Origin of the sequence: Saccharopolyspora indica (genome assembly GCF_027853965.1) — a bacterium.
In the GTDB taxonomy this organism is placed as follows: domain Bacteria; phylum Actinomycetota; class Actinomycetes; order Mycobacteriales; family Pseudonocardiaceae; genus Saccharopolyspora; species Saccharopolyspora indica.
In genome coordinates, this window is the sequence record NZ_JAQGLB010000034.1 from 12,412 (window position 1) to 27,350 (window position 14,939).

A 14,939-nucleotide genomic window follows, 5' to 3' on the forward strand; every position below is an offset into this window, starting at 1 on the left:
ACTTCTCCAGTCCCATGGCCTCAGCCGTAGCGCGCGTCCTGATGCGCGTGGACGACGCGCTCGAAAAGCTCAGAGCAGGACAGGACAAGGTGGTTCAAGCGCAGGACTGCATGGATGAAGCTGGTCAGCCAGCGGGGCTGGGGGTTCTCCTCGGCTCGGTCGACGACGCGGCTCAGTCCGCCCTAGCCGACGCGGATCAGGTCGCGAACGACCTGGTCCGCATCCACCAAGTGCTCGACCGGATCTGCGAGCTCGTCATCCAGTGGCGGCGAGCGATCAGCGGAGCTCCGGATTGTCCTCGGCCGATTCCACGTGATCGCGCACTGGAGTCCGAGGCAGTCCCGGAGAAGCTCCCGTACGAAGAGCGCATGCGCAAGGCCGACGAGATCGCCGACCGTATGCAGTGGGACAACACTGGCGGACAGATCCGCGGTGAGTGGCTCGATGCACAGGGAACCTCAGCGCCGGTGGCTAGTGGCCAGTTTCTTAAGGATGGGAGGCGTGACAGGTGGGCTGTGGCGGCTGAAACCCGTGCGAAGCGGCTTGGGATCAGCCGCCCTCCGGGACGCGCTGCGATTTCTGATCACGTGGAAATCAAGTTCGCCGAGTTCATGCGAGCGCACCCGCAGTACGAGGATGAAGTGATCGTGCTGCCCAAGGCGCCGTGCGGAGCGAGTGGACGCCCGCCGGGAGCCACCTGTCATGCCATGTTGCCCTACTGGTTGCCGAAAGGTGCGAGACTGACAGTGGTGGACCCGGATGGTGTTCGGTACAGCTATACCGGAAAGGGGGGTCCGGACGATGACTCTTGAGCTGGTGTACTGGGTTGCCGTGGAGGGGCGACGAGGCCCTGCGGAAACGACCGAGATCGTTGCTGATGAGGCTGAGTTGGCGGATTTCTTCCGTCGCCTCAGTGCCGGAGAGATCGTCGGTGACGTGCAGGCCGTGCACTCCGGAAGGCCGATGGCCGCAACCGCGGTTCCAGGCATTGAGGTTCCCGACCACCAGTTCGTGTTCGGCGTTCGGGATGGTGTTCGGGGGGCTATTTGGTACTGGGGCGAAGACGATGCGCCGCAGTGCTACAGCAGCGGGACAGGCCCGTCAGACCGGCCTTGGTACAACGGAACCGAGTTTCCTTCCTACTGTGAAATCCCGATGGGCCAAGTTCACGCGGCTGTGGCGGAGTTCCTCCGAACCGCGCGGCAGCCGAAGTGCATCGCTTGGCAGTACGACCCCGCTCATGCCACGACACCAACTTGGTCTTGACGATGCTCAATGCTGATCTGCCTGCTTACTCGGGCGGGGGCGTGCCACCTCTTGGGACGAGGTGGAGCGCGTCATCAGCGATTCCCTGGACCGGGCGGATTCTCCAGCGGCTGGTCGTCGCCGACGCGGCATGACAACGGCGATCCCGCGTTGAGGCGAGCCCGACAGGACAAAGCGGTGGCGGCTCCACGCGGAGCCGCCACCGCTTTGTTTCGCTTCAGGGGTTCTTCGGTGCCTGGCCGGGTTCGTCCGGGCCCTTGTCCTCGGGGGTGCCGGGCTGCTGGGGGCCCTTGTCGTCGGTGGCCTTCGGCTGCTGGCCGTCGGGGTGCTCGCGCTTGAGCATGCCCTCGACCTTGCCGCTCACGTTCTCGATCTTGTCGTGGTACTTGCCGCCGGTCGCCTTGTCCAGGCTCGACTTGGCGGCGTCGAGTCCCTTCGCGGCGCTCGGGCCCGCCTTCTCGGCGAGCTCCTCCGCCTTCCCCTTGGCCTGGTTCGCCAGTTCCTTGGCCTTGTCCAGGAAACCCATCTCTTCGCCTCCCGCGGCTAGACGCCCGGTGAGCCACGCCTGGCGCCGCTCCCGCGGCTGTACGGACCTCGCACCGTCAACTGTAGTCGACATCACATCCGTGGTCGGTGGCGTCCCCGGCCGCTCCCCGGAGTACGGGATGATGGAGGTGCGCCCCCTGCGGGCGCGGAGCGGTCGGGGAGGACTGGAGTTGAACGGCGACACAGGTCGGGACGAGCGGGAGCGGCGGCGCAAGCTCGCGGAGATCTTCGGCGACGTCCTGCCGGAGACCACCTCGGACGACCGGCCGGACCGGACGCCCGCCGAGGACGACGAGCGCTGGTACCGCGAGAACCGGCCCCCGCACCACGACCCCCGCTGAGCCGAGGTCGGTGCGAGCCGCGCGCCCGTCACGCACGACGGGCCGGGGCGGCTACTTCTGCTGGCCGTCGGTGGAGGCTTCCACCTTCTCCGACTCGCTGGCCAGGCCCTTGACGGCGGGCAGGCCCTGCTCGCGGCGCAGCAGGTCGCGGATCTCCTGCAGCAGCTCGACGTCGGTCGGGTCCGCCAGGGTCGTCTCGCCCTTCTTGCGCCGCTCGTTGAACGTCTTCATCGGCAGCACGAACAGGAAGTAGACCACCGCGGCGGTGATGAGGAAGGTGATCACCGCGTTGATCACCGCGGCGAAGTCGATGATCGAGGCCTCGTTGCCCTCGCGCAGCTGGATGCTCAGCCCGGTGACGTTGCCACCGCCGGTGGCGGCGATGATCGGCTTGATGATGCTGCTGGTGAAGGACGTGACCAGCGCGGTGAACGCGCTGCCGACCACCACCGCGACGGCCAGGTCGATCACGTTGCCGCGCATCAGGAAGTCCTTGAAGCCCTTGAACACGCTTGCTGCTCCTCTCAAAGCATGGTCATCTCGGCGAGCTCACGGATGGATGAACGCCGAATCGATGGGGTAAACGGCGTAAGATGCTACTCAGCGCAGCGTAACGGTCACCGTCTGGTTGAGGGACGCCGCTGCCACCTCGCCCGCCAGCCGTTCCGGCAACCCGACGAAGACGAGTCTTCCCTGGTCGCGGTGGTCCGGCTCGGGTTGGACCGCGATCACCCGGGCGTTCTCGGCGAGCACCGAACTATCCCCCGATCGGGCGAGGGCTGTGACGATGTCCACCCGTCTGCCGGGTGCCAGGAAGTCGGCCACCTCGGGATCGGCGAGCCGGATCGGCGCCGACACAGTACCCGTGTCGCCGGAGGCCGTGGTCAGGCCGTTGAAGCGCGCGTCGGTCAGCGGTTCACCTCGGCGGGCCGCGGCGCTGAGCACCCGGCCCAGCGCGTCGGGAGAAGCCCGCACCGCGCCGTCCGGGACCAGCTCGACCGGCATCTCCCGGCGCGTCACGTCCACTTCGGACAGGACGCGGCCGGGCGGCAGGTCGCGGGCGGCGACGAGCACCGGCACTCCCGCTCGCGGCGGGCCGTGGTGCTGCACGGCCAGTGCGGCCGCGAGCAGCAGCAGCGCGGCTGCGGCGGATCTGCGCAGCAGGAGAACTCCGCGCCGGGCGCGGAGAAGCGCGGCGATGCGGTCGCGCAGGGTCGCGTTGAGGCGGTCTTTCGGCGTCATGGTCGGCTCCGCTTGCTCGGGTGAGATGGGACTCATCCGAAGTTAGGGAGCGCTCGGCCGCGGCGCGAGGGAGTTTGGGGAATCTGTGGACAAACCGGTCCGTTGTGGACAACTCGGATCACACGAACGAAATTCCGGTGATCACGCTGCGCCCGCAAAGCAGTCGCCGACCGCGGTGAGCAGCGGTCGGCGAATCAGATCGGGTGAGTCAGGAGGCGGCGGCCGTCTTGGTCGACGAGCTGCTCGACGACGAGGACGAAGACGTCGACGAGGAGGACGACGAGCTGCTCGACGAGGAGTCGCTGGACGAGGACGAGGTGCTGCTCGTGCTCGACGACGAGTTCGACGACCGGTTGTCGGTGCGGTAGAAGCCGGAGCCCTTGAAGACGATGCCCACCGCGTTGAACAGCTTGCGGAGCTTTCCGGTGCACTTCGGGCACTCGGTGAGGGAGTCCTCGCTGAACGACTGCACCTGCTCGAAACGGTGGTCGCACTCGGTGCAGGCGTACTGGTAAGTGGGCACGGCCGTGAACCTCCGGCGTCTAGTCCTGGCACTCGAACTACAGGAGTGCTAACCCGATAATGCTTCAGAACAGGTGTCCAGCGCAAACAGGCCTATGTCACACGGGTAGCGGCACGACTCCTCGCCGCGGTGTCAGCACGCGGGTCATCCGCACGTCGTGCGGTTCGCCGGGCAGCTCGGCCACGAACTCCGCGTCCCGGACCACGCCGATCAGCGGCGCTCCCGGCGCGGCCATCGGCAGCGACCGGTCGTAGTAGCCGGCGCCGCGCCCGAGCCGCACCCCTCGCCGGTCGACGGCCAGGCCGGGCACCAGCAGCGCCCCGGCCTCCCCGATGGCCGCGGCACCAAGCCGCTGACCTGCGGGTTCCAGCAGGCCGAAGCCCGCGCCGCGCAGCGAGTCCGGGCCGGTGTAGTCGGCCCACTCCAGCGGCTCGCGGCGGTTCACCACCACCGGCAGCAGGACGCGCAGCCCGGCTGCGCGCAGCGCTTCCAGCAGGTCGGGCGAGCCGGGCTCGTCGCCGACCGGCACGTAGGCCGCGACGGTCCGCACCGGGTGCTCGGCCAGCCAGGCCAGCGCCGCCTCCTGCAGCGCCGCCGCTTCGGCCAAGCGGGTGGTCTGGTCCACTTCGCGGCGCTGTTCCAGCAGCGTGTTGCGCCACTCGGCCTTCGTCGTAGCGGATTCGTCCAGCGAGCTCACGCTCCCACCTTAGGGGTGGCCGATAGGCTTCCTGGCCATGAGCAGCCCGACGAGCACGCCCATCGCGTTCCGGACCGCCATCGTGCCCGCAGCCGGACTCGGAACCCGGTTCCTGCCGACCACGAAGGCGGTGCCCAAGGAGTTGCTCCCGGTCGTGGACACCCCCGGGATCGAACTGGTCGCCACCGAAGCGGCTGAAGCGGGCGCAGAACGCCTGATCATCGTGACCTCGCCGGACAAGGGCTCGGTCGCCGACTACTTCAAGCCGCAGCCCGATCTGGAGCAGACCCTCAAGGAGCGCGGCAAGGACGCCCTGCTGGAGAAGGTCCGCCGCGCGCCCGGCCTGCTCTCCGCCGAGACCGCGATCCAGGAGCAGGCCCTCGGACTGGGGCACGCCGTGGGTTGCGCGGAACCGAGCCTGACCGACGCCGACGACGCCGTCGCCGTCCTGCTGCCCGACGACCTGGTGCTGCCCACCGGCGTCCTGCAGCGGATGGCCGAGGTGCGCGCCCGCCGCGGGGGCAGCGTGCTGTGCGCCTTCGACGTGCCGCGCGAGCAGATCTCGGCCTACGGCGTCTTCGACGTCACCGACACCGATGACGACGATGTCAAGCAGGTCCGGGGCATGGTCGAGAAGCCCGCGCCGGAGCAGGCCCCGTCCACTTTCGCCGCGGCCGGTCGATACCTGCTGGACCGCGCGATCTTCGACGCGCTGCGGCGCATCGAGCCCGGTGCCGGAGGTGAGTTGCAGCTCACCGATGCCGTAGCGTTGCTGATCTCCGAAGGACACCCGGTGCACGTGGTGGTCCATCGCGGTGGGCGACACGACTTGGGAAATCCTGGCGGTTTCCTCAAAGCTGCGGTGGACTTCGCGCTGAAGGATCCCGAGTACGGACCGGACCTGCGGGCCTGGCTCGTCGAGCGGATCGCGGAGAACGACGAAATGTCCTGACCGGCGGTCGCCCGAACGCTGCGGCCACCTCCGCCGGGACAGGACGTGACGACAGCCACGCCGGGCGGCGGCCCGGTGCGCGGGAAGAGGACGGCAGCCATGAGGTCAGTGGACGAGCAGCTCGCACGCGTGCTCACGGCGGCTGTCCGGCCCGCGCCGGTCCGGGTGGCGATCTCCGAGGCGCAGGGTCTGCTGTGCGCGGAAGAGGTCGTCGCCGAACAGGCGCTGCCCGGGTTCGACCAGGCCGCGGTGGACGGCTACGCGGTGCGCAGCGTGGACGTGCAGGCCGCCGCCGACGAGCCGACCGTGCTGCCGGTGGTCGGCGAGATCTCGGTCGGTTCCCGGCAGCCCCGCAGGCTCCAGCCCGGCCAGGCGGTCCGGGTGGACACCGGCGCGCCGCTGCCGACGCTGGCCGATGCCGTGGTCCCGCTGGACCACACCGACGAGCACCCGGCGAAGGTCACCGTGCGGCGCCCGGTGCCCTCGGCGGCGTTCGTCCGCCGCACCGGTGAGGACGTGCAGACCGGCGACGTGGCGGTGCGCCGCGGGGCGCCGATCGGTTCCGCGCAGGTCGGGCTGCTGGCCGCGGTGGGCCGCAACAAGGTGCTGGTGCACCCGCGGCCGCGGGTCTCGGTGATCTCCGTCGGCGAGGAGCTGGTGGACGTCGACCGCACGCCCGGCCAGGGCCAGGTCTACGACGTCAACTCCTACGCGCTGTCCGCCGCCGCGCGGGACGCAGGCGCCGAGGTCACGCGCGTCGGCATCATGAGCAGCGATCCGCGCCGGTTGCGGGAGGTCGTGGAGGGGCGGCTGCTGCTGTCGGAGATCGTGGTCGTCGCCGGTGGTGTGGGCGGCGCAGCGGGCGCCGAGGTCCGCGCGGCGCTGGCCGACCTCGGCGAGCTGGACGTGACCAGGGTCGCGATGCAGCCCGGTTCGGTGCAGGGCTTCGGCAGGCTGGGCCCGGACGAGATCCCGACCTTCATGCTGCCCAGCAACCCGGTGAGCGCGCTGGTGGTGTTCGAGGTGCTGGTGCGGCCGCTGATCCGCGCCGCGCTCGGCAAGCCCAACCCGCACCGCCGCACCGTGACGGCGGAGCTGCTGTCGCCGATCACCTCCACCGAAGGCCGCCGGGGCTTCCTGCGCGGCCAGCTGCTGCGCGATCCGAAGAACGGCGCCTACCTGGTGCAACCGCTGGGCACGTCGGGATCGCACCTGCTCGCCTCGCTGGCCGAGGCGAACTGCCTGGTGGTGGTGGACGACGAGGTCACCGAGGTCGGTGCGGGCGACGAGGTCCAGGTCCGCTTCCTGTCGCAGCGCGCCTGAGCCGCCGATGCAGCCCACCGACGCTGATGGGTTCCCGGTCGGCCGCCACCCCGGCTGGCCGGCCCGGCTCGGGCCGCTGACCACCGCGCGCGGTGCGGTCGCGCTGCGCCCACCGCGCCTGCGCGATGCCGGGGCGTGGAGCCGCATTCGGCTGCACGACCGCGCCTACCTGCAGCAGTGGGAGCCCACGACGGTCGGCGGCTGGCAGGAGCGCAACGCCAGGACGGCCTGGCCCGCGCAGTGGACCGCGCTGCGCGGCATGGCCCGGCGCGGGCAGGCGCTGCCGTTCAGCATCACCGTGGACGGCGAGTTCGCCGGTCAGCTGACCATCGGCAACATCGTGCGCGGTGCGCTGCGCTCCGGGTGGATCGGCTACTGGGTCGCCGAGCGGCTGGCGGGCGGCGGCGTGGCGACGGCGTGCGTCGCGCTGGCCGTCGACCACTGCTTCGGCCCGGTCGGGCTGCACCGGCTGGAAGCCACCGTGCGCCCGGAGAACCGGCCGAGCGTCCGGGTGCTGGAGAAGTCCGGGTTCCGCCGCGAGGGCCTGTTCCGGCGGTACCTGGACGTGGCCGGGGACTGGCGCGATCACTACGTGTACGCGCTGACCGCCGAGGAGGTCCCGGAGGGCGCGGTCGAGCGGTTGCTGCGCGGCGGTGGGGCCGGTCGGCCCTGAACGCCGGGAGATCTTGATCACGCACGGTCACCGCGGCTCCGGGCGAATCCGGCCGAAATTGAGCTGAACGGACCAGCGATCGGCAGCGTTCGGCGGTACGGAAGCCGACACGCCGATGTCGATGGTGCCGCTGACTCCGCTGAACGTGGGGTTTTCTGGCCCCGGGGAACCTCCCGTGTTCGGCGTGCCTCCAACACGGGAGTGACGGGAGTGACTAGCGTGGCGATCGCAGACTTGTGTGCTGCCGGTGGCCAGGGGGAGGTGGCGAGGCATGCCCAGTTCGTTGATCTTCGCCGCGCTGGCGGCGGCGTGGCTGGTGGTGCTGGTGCCGATGTTCGCCCGCCGCCGCCAGGAAGTGTCCAAGACCACCGACTCCGCGCTGGCCGCGAGGGTGGTCCGACGCGGCAGCGGTCGGCGACCGGCGACGCCCGGGGCCGAGACAACCGACATGGTGGAGGAGTCCGGGATGTCTGACACCGAGCTGGACGACGCGGTCGAGGAGCACGACGCCGACGACAACTCGTGGCGCCGGGTGCACAGCGACGACGTCCGCGCCGGCCGCCGCTACCGGCCCGGCCGCGGCGGCTTCGACCCGGAGGCCGCGGCGCTGGCGGCGCGCGCCAAGTACGCCCGGCGGCAGCGGATCGTGGTCGCCATGCTGGCCACCGCGATCGCGACCGCCCTGCTGGCGGGGCTGGTGTGGCCGGTCGTGTGGTGGCTGCACGGCGTCATCGACCTGGTGATCGTCGGCTACCTCACCTACCTGCGCCGCCAGGTCCGCATCGAGGAGGACGTCCGCTCCCGCCGCCTCGCCCGCATGAACGGCGAGCGGGACGAGGCCGAGTACGACGACGAGTACGACGAAGGCCTCCACGACGACGAGTACGACGAGGAAGCCGACGACGACGTCGAGCGCCGCGAGCAGCCCCGCCCGGCCGCGCGCGCGGTCCGCGTGGAGATCGACGACGAGGACCCCGTGTTCGACGAGCTGGACGAACGCACCTGGGAGCCGTACCGGCGCGCGTCCGGCGAGTGACCGACCCGGTTAAGAGGGGGGTGCTGCGAGTGCGGTTTTCGGGGTTGCTAGAGTACTGACACAACGAAGCCGAGAGGCAAGTCCTCGAGGCAAGGGGCTGTAGCGCAGTTGGTAGCGCGTCTCGTTCGCATCGAGAAGGTCAGGGGTTCGATTCCCCTCAGCTCCACGTTCCACGCAGTGGGAGGCGAGTGCTCGCGGAGAGCGCTCGCCTTTTTTGCGTTCCACGTTTTTATCGCGGGGGCCGAGCCCCCGCGGACCCCCACGGTGCGGTGGTGGCGTTTCGTCGGCTCCTTGCGTGGGGTGGGGTTCCCGGCCTGCTTCTCCAAGACATCGGTGGTTGGGCTTGCGGGCTTTTGTGTTTCGCGCGTTTGTTGTGGTGGTGGGGTTTCGGCTCGGGACTGGCCATTGAGGACGGATTGCGGCCGGGGGTGGTGAGGTTCGAGTCTCCGGCTGGTTGAGCCGTGGTGGGGCTGTTCGTCAGGTTGTGGTCTTGGTGCGTTTGGGGCGGGGTTTGATCGTGGCTCGGCCGACCATGTTGGCGATCTCCGCTCGGGAGGAGACTTCGAGCTTCGTGAAGATTCGGCCGAGGTGGGTTTCCACTGTTTTGTGGCTCACGTCCAGTTCTCGGGCGATTTGGCGGTTGGTGCGGCCTTGGCTGACCAGGGTGGCGATCTCGTACTCGCGCTGGCTCAGCACGTGCTGTTCGTTCGGGGGTTGCTGGGGCGGGGTCGCTGTGGGCAGCGGGGTGGTGCCGTGGCGGGTGGTCAGGGCCTGAGCCGCCGCTCGGTGGTCGGCCGCTCTGGCGTGTTCGTTGAGGTTGGTCAGGGCTTGGGCCGCCAGGGTGTGGGCCGTGGCCTTCAGGAGCGGGTTCGGGGTAGTCAGGGCCGCGGTCGCGTGGACGAGGGCCTCGCCGGGGCCCTGTGCTACCCGGGCCGCCGTGAGATCGGCCTGGGCCGTGAGCGCCGGCAGGCCCAGGGTTCGGGCCGACTCGGTCACGCGCTTGGACCACAGGGTGGCTTCGGCGGGGTTGCCCAGCAGGAGTTCCGCGTGCGCCAGCTGGCTGCCCGCCGTCACGTGGTCCCAGGCCGGGACCTCGAGCAGGGTGTCGCCGCCCGCCGCGTCCAGGGTCAGGGCGACCGCCGTGGCCGGGTCGCCGTCGTGCAGGTGGGCCGCCGCCGCGGTCAGGTGGGCCCGCCGCCACCACGGGCTGTCCGGGGGGACCAGGATGGCCGCCTGGTGGCTGTCCGCGAGCGCGGCCAGGACTTCGCCGCGGGCCAGGCTCACCTGGGCTCGGGCGGTCAGGGCCATCGCCCGGAGGTCTTCCGCGCCCGGGGGCTCCGACAGGCTCACCGCCTGGTCGGCCGCGCCGGCCGCCGCGCGCAGGTCGCCCTCGCGGAGGTGGACCGTGGCCAGGCCGGTCAGGGCCGGGATCATCGCGGGCCAGCGGCCCGAGGCCCGGCTCAGCGCCAGGCCCTGGGTGAAGTGGCGCAGGGCCGCCGAGTGCTGTTCCAGGTGGGTCTCCACCCAGCCCAGGCTGGTCAGGACCGACGGGGTGCGCGCGAGGTCCGCGCCCGCCTGGCGGTCGGCCACCCGGGCCGCCTCCCGGGCGCTGCGCTGCGCCGGTCCCGCCGAGCCGTTGGCCAGGCGGGTGATCGCGTGCACCGCCAGCGCCAGGGCTTGCAGGGCCGGGTCGCCGCTGCCCGTCGCGGTCAGCAGCGCGTCGTCGGAGAAGTACCAGCCGGTGTCCCACAACGAGGTCTGGGCCAGGAGCAGGCGCAGCTGCGGGGAGTCCACGGTGGACAGCGCTTTGCGCAGCAGGGAGCGGGCCTGGGTGTAGCGGCCCGCGTGCTGGGCCAGCAGGGCACGGGTCTCCGCGCCCGCGCCCGGCGCCGCCGAGGGCAGGTCGTCGTGCCGGGACAGGGCCTCCGCGCCGCCGCGCAGGTCGCCCGTGGCCACCGCGCAGCGCGCCAGCGCCAGCAGCGGGGCCGGTGCCTCGGCCTCCGGCAGCTCGCGCAGGGCCGCGCGGTAGAACCCGGCCGCCGTGCCCGGGGCGCGCTCGGCCAGCTCGTCGGCCGCCGCCAGCAGCGTTGCGGTACCGGCCGGGCCGGCCTGGCCCGCGCGTTCCACGTGTCGGGCGTAGCCTGCGGCGGAGGCGCCGCGTTCGCGCAGGGACTCCGCTGCCTGGGCGTGCGCGCCCAGGCGCCAGCCCGCCGGGGAGGCGGCGTAGGTCACCGCGCGCAGCGCAGGGTGGCGGAAGGCGAAGCGGCCCGGGATGTTCGTCGGGCGCAGCACGTCCGCCGCCACCAGGGTGTCCACTTCGGACAGAAGTTCGGCGTGGTCCAGCCCGGCCAGCGCCGCGGCCAGGTAGGTGTCCGGGCCCGCCACCGCGGCCGCCCGGGCCACCAGCAGGGCCCGCGCGGGCAGGGCCTCCAGCTCCAGCAGCAGCTCGGCCGCGTCCTGCTCGGGCAGTGCGGCGGCCTCCTCGAACAGCTCGCCGCCGCCGCAGTCCGGGCCCGCGCACCAGGACAGCAGCAGACGGAGGTAGCGCGGGTTGCCGCCGCTGTCGGCGTGCGCGGTGGTGCGGTGCCGCCCGCACAGCGCGCCCGGCAGCAGCGATTCGGTTTCCGCAGCGGTCAGCGGCGGCAGCTCCAGCCGCGTGGTCCGCCACGTGGTGGCGGCCGTGCCCAGCGCGGCCAGCAGGTGGGTCGGGGACTGGCGCGGGCGGTGCGAGAGGACCAGCAGCAGGTCCGGTGGCGGGGTGCGCAGCAGCTCGCGCAGCGCGGTCACCACCTCCGGGCTCGCCTGGTGCACGTCGTCGACCACCAGCACCTCGGGCAGCGGGCCGCGCAGCCGCTCGGCCGTCAACCGGGGGTGCGCGCCGCCGGTGCCCCCGGCGGCGGCGAGCACCTCGTGCCCGGCCGCCGCCGGCAGGAACTCGGCCAGCAGCGCGCTGCGGCCCATCCCGGGCTCGGCGACGAGGTCGACCAGCCGTGCCCCGTGCCCGCCCAGCGCGTCGGTGAGCGCGGTGAGCTCCCGTCGCCTCCCGGCGAACCGCGTTGCCGTGTCGTTCATCCTCGCCGCCCCTCCCGGAACCGCAGCTGTCGCTTAACCGGCCTGCTCGGTCATCGCGCGCCGCAGGCTCAGCGGGCGCATGTCGGTCCACACCTCGTCGATGTGCGCGAGGCATTCGTCCTTGCTGCCGGTCACGCCGACCGCGCGCCACCCGGCGGGCAGCTCGCGGGCCTGCGGCCAGATCGAGTACTGCTCCTCGTCGTTGACCACGACGGCGTACGTGCTCTTGTTCTCGGTGTCCTGCATCGCTTGCCTCACAAGTGGTTTCTCAGCGGTTGTGATCAGGGGCGGGTGAGGGTGCGGGCCGCGGCACGCACGCCCGCCAGCACCGTGCCGTCCACGGCCAGCACGCCCCGGTCCTCGGTGCGCACGGCGCGCAACGCCTCGTCCACCAGCGCGGCGACCTCGCGGACCTCCGCGTCGCCGAACCCGCGCTGGGCGAGCACGGTGCTGGACAGGGCGATGCCGCCGCAGTCGGCGTCGCGGGGGTCGTCGGCGGGCACGCGGCAGCGGGTGCCGACCACCCCGGCCTCGGCGAGCACGCGCTCGGCGAGCGCACCGGTCAGGTCGGTGCCGGTCAGGTCGAGCACGCACAGCTGGGTGTCGGTGCCGCCGGAGACCAGGGTGCGGCCCCGCAGCACCAGCTCCTCGGCCAGCACGGCCGCGCCGGCGAGGATCCGCTCGGCCAGCACGCGGAACTCGGGGCCGCCCGCGTGCCCGAGCACCCGGGCCTTTGCCGCGGTGGCCGGCCGGCCCGCCGCGGTGGCGTGCCCGCCCGCCCGGCGCAGCCGCTCGGCCAGGGTGCGCGCGCTGCCGTCCAGCACCAGGTCGGCGTCGCGGCCGCACAGCACCAGGCCGCCGTGCGGGCCGCCCAGCTGCTGGTGCGTGCTGGCGACGGTGACGTGCGCGTGGTCGACCGGGCTCGGCGCGAGCCCGGTCGCGACCAGGCCCGTACCGGCAGCGATGTCGGCCACCAGCAGCGCGTCGACCTCCTCGGCCAGGGCGCGCAAGCGGGCGAAGTCCACGTGCCTCGGGTAGCTGCCCGCGCCGCACAGGATCACCGCCGGGCGGTGCTCCCGGGCCAGGGCGGCGGCCTCCTCGTGGTCGAGGCGACCGTCCGCGCCCATCCCGTGCCCCACCCAGCGGTGCGTGCTCAGCCGTCGCAGCGCCGAGTGCGGGCCGTGCGCCAGGCGCAGGTCCAGCACCACGTCCTCGGGTTCCAGCAGCGCGTCCAGCACCACGGTGGTCGCCGCGGCCGGGGAGTCCGGCCGCACGTCGGCGTAGCGGGCGCCGAACAGCTGCACCGCGCGGGTGGTGGCCAGGGCCTCCAGCTGCGCGTGCGCCGGCCGGTGCGGCAGGTCCTCGCTAGCGGTCTGCAGCGCCGGGTCGGCGAGGCAGGCCAGCGCGGTGGGGTCGAGCAGGCTGGCCGAGCTGGCCAGCACGAGCACCGAGTCCTGCGGTCCCGATTCGGCGCGCAGCGCGGCGGCGAGTTCGGGGTCGGCCTCCTCGGGACGCGACACGGACGAGGTATTGGCCAGAAGCATTCCGACTCCTCTTTTCGGCCGTGTCGGCACGGCCCTGATCAGGCAGGTGTGAACGCAAGTCGCGCGGCATTAACGCTGTTGCCAATTTTTCTGGTGAATTCTTCATCGGAAAGAGTTCGGGCGGAGGTGGGTCGGAATCACCAGTCCGTGCCGCCGCCACCACGGACGCCGTGCTGCACGCTCTGCGCGGTGACCTGCGTGGACGCGGGGGACATCGGCCCGGCGACGACGAAGAAGGCGGCGGAGGCGGCAAGGCGAATGGCGCGGTTGCTGGACATGGTGATGTTTCCTTCCTCTGGTGGATCGGGCGGTCGGTGAATTCCCAGTCGGACCGGGTCGGCGCTTTTGTTTCGCATCCGCCGTTCGGTCCGGCAGTAACTACATTCCTCGATTCCGCGGGCCGGGGCCAGGGGTTGGAACGTTCATGAAGTGGCCTGGCAGCAAGTTCCCACCGGGACCGTAATCGCAGGTGGGAAAGGTTGCGGGCAGGCCGAGGCGGCACATGCCGCACGGGCGTGCGCCGGAAGGAGCAGCGGGGTTCGGCTCAGTCGAGCAGGCCGCGCTGCTGGGCGAGCACCCCGGCCTGGAAGCGGCTGTCCGCGCCGAGATCGGCGGTGATGGTGGCGATGTGGCGGCGGCAGGTGCGCACCGAGATGCCCAGCCGGCGCGCGATCATCTCGTCCTTGGCGCCGGAGGCCATCTGCTCCAGGATCGCCCGCACCATCTCGTCGCGGGCCTGGTCGGCGTCGTCGGCCACCTCGGCGTCCTTGTCGCCGACCTCGGTGATCGGGAACGGCCTCCCGTTGTGCCACATGAGGTCGAAGCTCGACAGCAGGTGCTCGACCACGCCCGGTTCCTGCACCAGCACCGCGCCCTTCACGGGATCGCCGGTCTCCGGCGGGATGAACGCGACCTCGCGGTCGAAGGCGATGAGGCGGCGCGGCACGATCGGCACCGTGCGCACCTGGGCGCCGTGCCGCAGCACCTCGCCGACGTAGCGCTGGGTGGCGGCGTGGTGGCGGGTGGAGTGCTGGAGCACCGAGCGCATGACCACGCCGCGCTCCAGCATCATCAGGTCCAGGGCGAGGCTGCGGGCCAGGCCGTCGTCGCTCATGCCGCTGCCCGGGTGGGCGATGCACAGCTCGTGCTTGACCCGCCGGGCCCGGTCGCCGAGCAGGTGCCGCACCATGTCGATGTCCTCGATGACGTCGACCGCCTCGGCCGCCCGCCGGGACTGCCGGGCCTCGAAGTAGGTGGGCAGCAGGGACAGCATCTCGGCGCGCACCTTGGCCATCTCGTTCTGGCGCTGGCGGATCTGCTTCTCCTCCTCGGCCAGCAGCTCGGCCACCGCGGTCTCCGGGCCCACCGCGTCGTACTCGCGCTCGGGGTCCAGGGAGCGCCGGAACAGGGTGCGCTCGCGCAGCGTGGCGACCAGCTCGTCCAGCCGCTCGCCCGAGATCCCCAGCTCCGCCTGCGCGTCCTCCCGGCGCCACGCCGGGTTCTCCACCGCCATCTTGTACAGCCGCACCGACTCAGGACCCAGCTCCTGGTGCACCGGTACCCCCGCGCCGCCCTCGAACTTGATCATCATCGTAGTTAGTCAGCGTAACCGTCGGGCGGGGGAAACAGCTGGTTCTGGCGGTGACCAGAACTGGATCTTGCCCTCTCGGGCAGACTGCGGTAGCGCGCCTTGTGCGATCGGGGGTTTCTGGAGAGCACACGCG

At 71.7% G+C, this 14,939-nt stretch carries 17 protein-coding genes and 1 tRNA gene; 8 read left to right on the plus strand and 10 right to left on the minus strand.

Annotated features, from left to right (window positions below; translation table 11 throughout):
- Positions 1-47 precede the first annotated feature (47 nt).
- Entirely contained in the window at positions 48-812 is a 765-nt protein-coding gene (locus tag OU416_RS38560; protein WP_270932044.1) for a DddA-like double-stranded DNA deaminase toxin, read from the plus strand.
- Entirely contained in the window at positions 802-1,266 is a 465-nt protein-coding gene (locus OU416_RS38565; protein ID WP_270932045.1) for an Imm1 family immunity protein, read from the plus strand. The genes OU416_RS38560 and OU416_RS38565 overlap by 11 nt, the downstream gene beginning before the upstream one ends.
- A gap of 217 nt (positions 1,267-1,483) precedes the next feature.
- Here OU416_RS38565 and OU416_RS38570 read toward each other — a convergent pair whose 3' ends face one another.
- Positions 1,484-1,792: an antitoxin gene (locus OU416_RS38570; protein ID WP_270932046.1), complete on the minus strand. Its 309-nt coding sequence runs from the start codon at positions 1,790-1,792 to the stop codon at positions 1,484-1,486.
- A gap of 190 nt (positions 1,793-1,982) precedes the next feature.
- On the opposite strand from OU416_RS38570, the gene OU416_RS38575 reads away from it, so the two are divergent.
- Positions 1,983-2,153, plus strand: a complete 171-nt coding sequence (locus OU416_RS38575; protein WP_170210205.1) for a hypothetical protein — start codon at positions 1,983-1,985, stop codon at positions 2,151-2,153.
- 51 nt (positions 2,154-2,204) lie between these two features.
- On the opposite strand, the gene mscL is transcribed toward OU416_RS38575, so the two are convergent.
- The 4 genes from mscL to OU416_RS38595 form a co-directional block, all read right to left on the minus strand.
- Positions 2,205-2,663, minus strand: coding sequence for a large conductance mechanosensitive channel protein MscL (gene mscL, locus OU416_RS38580; RefSeq protein WP_270932047.1), 459 nt, complete (start codon positions 2,661-2,663; stop codon positions 2,205-2,207).
- Positions 2,664-2,753: 90 nt separating this feature from the next.
- Complete coding sequence (locus OU416_RS38585; RefSeq protein ID WP_270932048.1) at positions 2,754-3,395, minus strand: SAF domain-containing protein; 642 nt, start codon at positions 3,393-3,395, stop codon at positions 2,754-2,756.
- Positions 3,396-3,603: 208 nt separating this feature from the next.
- Positions 3,604-3,918 carry an FmdB family zinc ribbon protein gene (locus OU416_RS38590; protein ID WP_270932049.1) on the minus strand — a complete coding sequence of 105 codons (315 nt, stop codon included), beginning with the start codon at positions 3,916-3,918 and terminating at the stop codon, positions 3,604-3,606.
- 97 nt (positions 3,919-4,015) lie between these two features.
- Positions 4,016-4,615, minus strand: coding sequence for a 5-formyltetrahydrofolate cyclo-ligase (locus OU416_RS38595; RefSeq protein WP_270932050.1), 600 nt, complete (start codon positions 4,613-4,615; stop codon positions 4,016-4,018).
- A gap of 37 nt (positions 4,616-4,652) precedes the next feature.
- Between OU416_RS38595 and OU416_RS38600 the strand changes: the two genes are divergently transcribed.
- The 5 genes from OU416_RS38600 to OU416_RS38620 all read left to right on the plus strand — a co-directional run bounded on the left by OU416_RS38600 (position 4,653) and on the right by OU416_RS38620 (position 8,765).
- Complete coding sequence (locus OU416_RS38600; protein WP_270932051.1) at positions 4,653-5,567, plus strand: UTP--glucose-1-phosphate uridylyltransferase; 915 nt, start codon at positions 4,653-4,655, stop codon at positions 5,565-5,567.
- Positions 5,568-5,666: 99 nt separating this feature from the next.
- On the plus strand, positions 5,667-6,890 hold the full coding sequence (gene glp, locus OU416_RS38605) for a molybdotransferase-like divisome protein Glp (RefSeq protein WP_270932052.1): 1,224 nt from the start codon (positions 5,667-5,669) through the stop codon (positions 6,888-6,890).
- A gap of 7 nt (positions 6,891-6,897) precedes the next feature.
- Positions 6,898-7,563: a GNAT family N-acetyltransferase gene (locus OU416_RS38610; protein ID WP_270932053.1), complete on the plus strand. Its 666-nt coding sequence runs from the start codon at positions 6,898-6,900 to the stop codon at positions 7,561-7,563.
- A 271-nt stretch (positions 7,564-7,834) separates the two neighbouring features.
- Positions 7,835-8,599 carry a divisome protein SepX/GlpR gene (gene sepX / locus OU416_RS38615; protein ID WP_270932054.1) on the plus strand — a complete coding sequence of 255 codons (765 nt, stop codon included), beginning with the start codon at positions 7,835-7,837 and terminating at the stop codon, positions 8,597-8,599.
- Positions 8,600-8,692: 93 nt separating this feature from the next.
- A tRNA-Ala gene (locus OU416_RS38620) sits at positions 8,693-8,765 on the plus strand.
- Positions 8,766-9,076: 311 nt separating this feature from the next.
- On the opposite strand, the gene OU416_RS38625 is transcribed toward OU416_RS38620, so the two are convergent.
- The 5 genes from OU416_RS38625 to OU416_RS38645 all read right to left on the minus strand — a co-directional run bounded on the left by OU416_RS38625 (position 9,077) and on the right by OU416_RS38645 (position 14,806).
- Positions 9,077-11,671, minus strand: a complete 2,595-nt coding sequence (locus OU416_RS38625) for a helix-turn-helix transcriptional regulator (protein WP_270932055.1) — start codon at positions 11,669-11,671, stop codon at positions 9,077-9,079.
- A 33-nt stretch (positions 11,672-11,704) separates the two neighbouring features.
- Positions 11,705-11,917 carry an MbtH family protein gene (locus OU416_RS38630; protein WP_270932056.1) on the minus strand — a complete coding sequence of 71 codons (213 nt, stop codon included), beginning with the start codon at positions 11,915-11,917 and terminating at the stop codon, positions 11,705-11,707.
- A 35-nt stretch (positions 11,918-11,952) separates the two neighbouring features.
- The gene (locus OU416_RS38635) at positions 11,953-13,215 is read right to left on the minus strand and encodes a PLP-dependent aminotransferase family protein (protein WP_270932057.1); all 1,263 of its coding nucleotides are present in this window, start codon (positions 13,213-13,215) and stop codon (positions 11,953-11,955) included.
- A gap of 137 nt (positions 13,216-13,352) precedes the next feature.
- On the minus strand, positions 13,353-13,493 hold the full coding sequence (locus tag OU416_RS38640; protein ID WP_270932058.1) for a hypothetical protein: 141 nt from the start codon (positions 13,491-13,493) through the stop codon (positions 13,353-13,355).
- A gap of 266 nt (positions 13,494-13,759) precedes the next feature.
- On the minus strand, positions 13,760-14,806 hold the full coding sequence (locus tag OU416_RS38645) for a helix-turn-helix transcriptional regulator (RefSeq protein ID WP_270932059.1): 1,047 nt from the start codon (positions 14,804-14,806) through the stop codon (positions 13,760-13,762).
- Positions 14,807-14,939: the final 133 nt, after the last annotated feature.

What these genes read in the sequence shown, in the direction of transcription:
- OU416_RS38570 (WP_270932046.1), bottom strand. Translation starts at nt 1,792, where the DNA reads ATGGGTTTCCTGGACAAGGCCAAGGAACTGGCGAACCAGGCCAAGGGG.
- OU416_RS38645 (WP_270932059.1), bottom strand. Translation starts at nt 14,806, where the DNA reads ATGATGATCAAGTTCGAGGGCGGCGCGGGGGTACCGGTGCACCAGGAG.
- OU416_RS38600 (WP_270932051.1), top strand. Translation starts at nt 4,653, where the DNA reads ATGAGCAGCCCGACGAGCACGCCCATCGCGTTCCGGACCGCCATCGTG.
- OU416_RS38565 (WP_270932045.1), top strand. Translation starts at nt 802, where the DNA reads ATGACTCTTGAGCTGGTGTACTGGGTTGCCGTGGAGGGGCGACGAGGC.
- OU416_RS38630 (WP_270932056.1), bottom strand. Translation starts at nt 11,917, where the DNA reads ATGCAGGACACCGAGAACAAGAGCACGTACGCCGTCGTGGTCAACGAC.
- glp (WP_270932052.1), top strand. Translation starts at nt 5,667, where the DNA reads ATGAGGTCAGTGGACGAGCAGCTCGCACGCGTGCTCACGGCGGCTGTC.
- OU416_RS38640 (WP_270932058.1), bottom strand. Translation starts at nt 13,493, where the DNA reads ATGTCCAGCAACCGCGCCATTCGCCTTGCCGCCTCCGCCGCCTTCTTC.
- OU416_RS38635 (WP_270932057.1), bottom strand. Translation starts at nt 13,215, where the DNA reads ATGCTTCTGGCCAATACCTCGTCCGTGTCGCGTCCCGAGGAGGCCGAC.
- OU416_RS38585 (WP_270932048.1), bottom strand. Translation starts at nt 3,395, where the DNA reads ATGACGCCGAAAGACCGCCTCAACGCGACCCTGCGCGACCGCATCGCC.
- OU416_RS38625 (WP_270932055.1), bottom strand. Translation starts at nt 11,671, where the DNA reads ATGAACGACACGGCAACGCGGTTCGCCGGGAGGCGACGGGAGCTCACC.
- OU416_RS38610 (WP_270932053.1), top strand. Translation starts at nt 6,898, where the DNA reads ATGCAGCCCACCGACGCTGATGGGTTCCCGGTCGGCCGCCACCCCGGC.
- sepX (WP_270932054.1), top strand. Translation starts at nt 7,835, where the DNA reads ATGCCCAGTTCGTTGATCTTCGCCGCGCTGGCGGCGGCGTGGCTGGTG.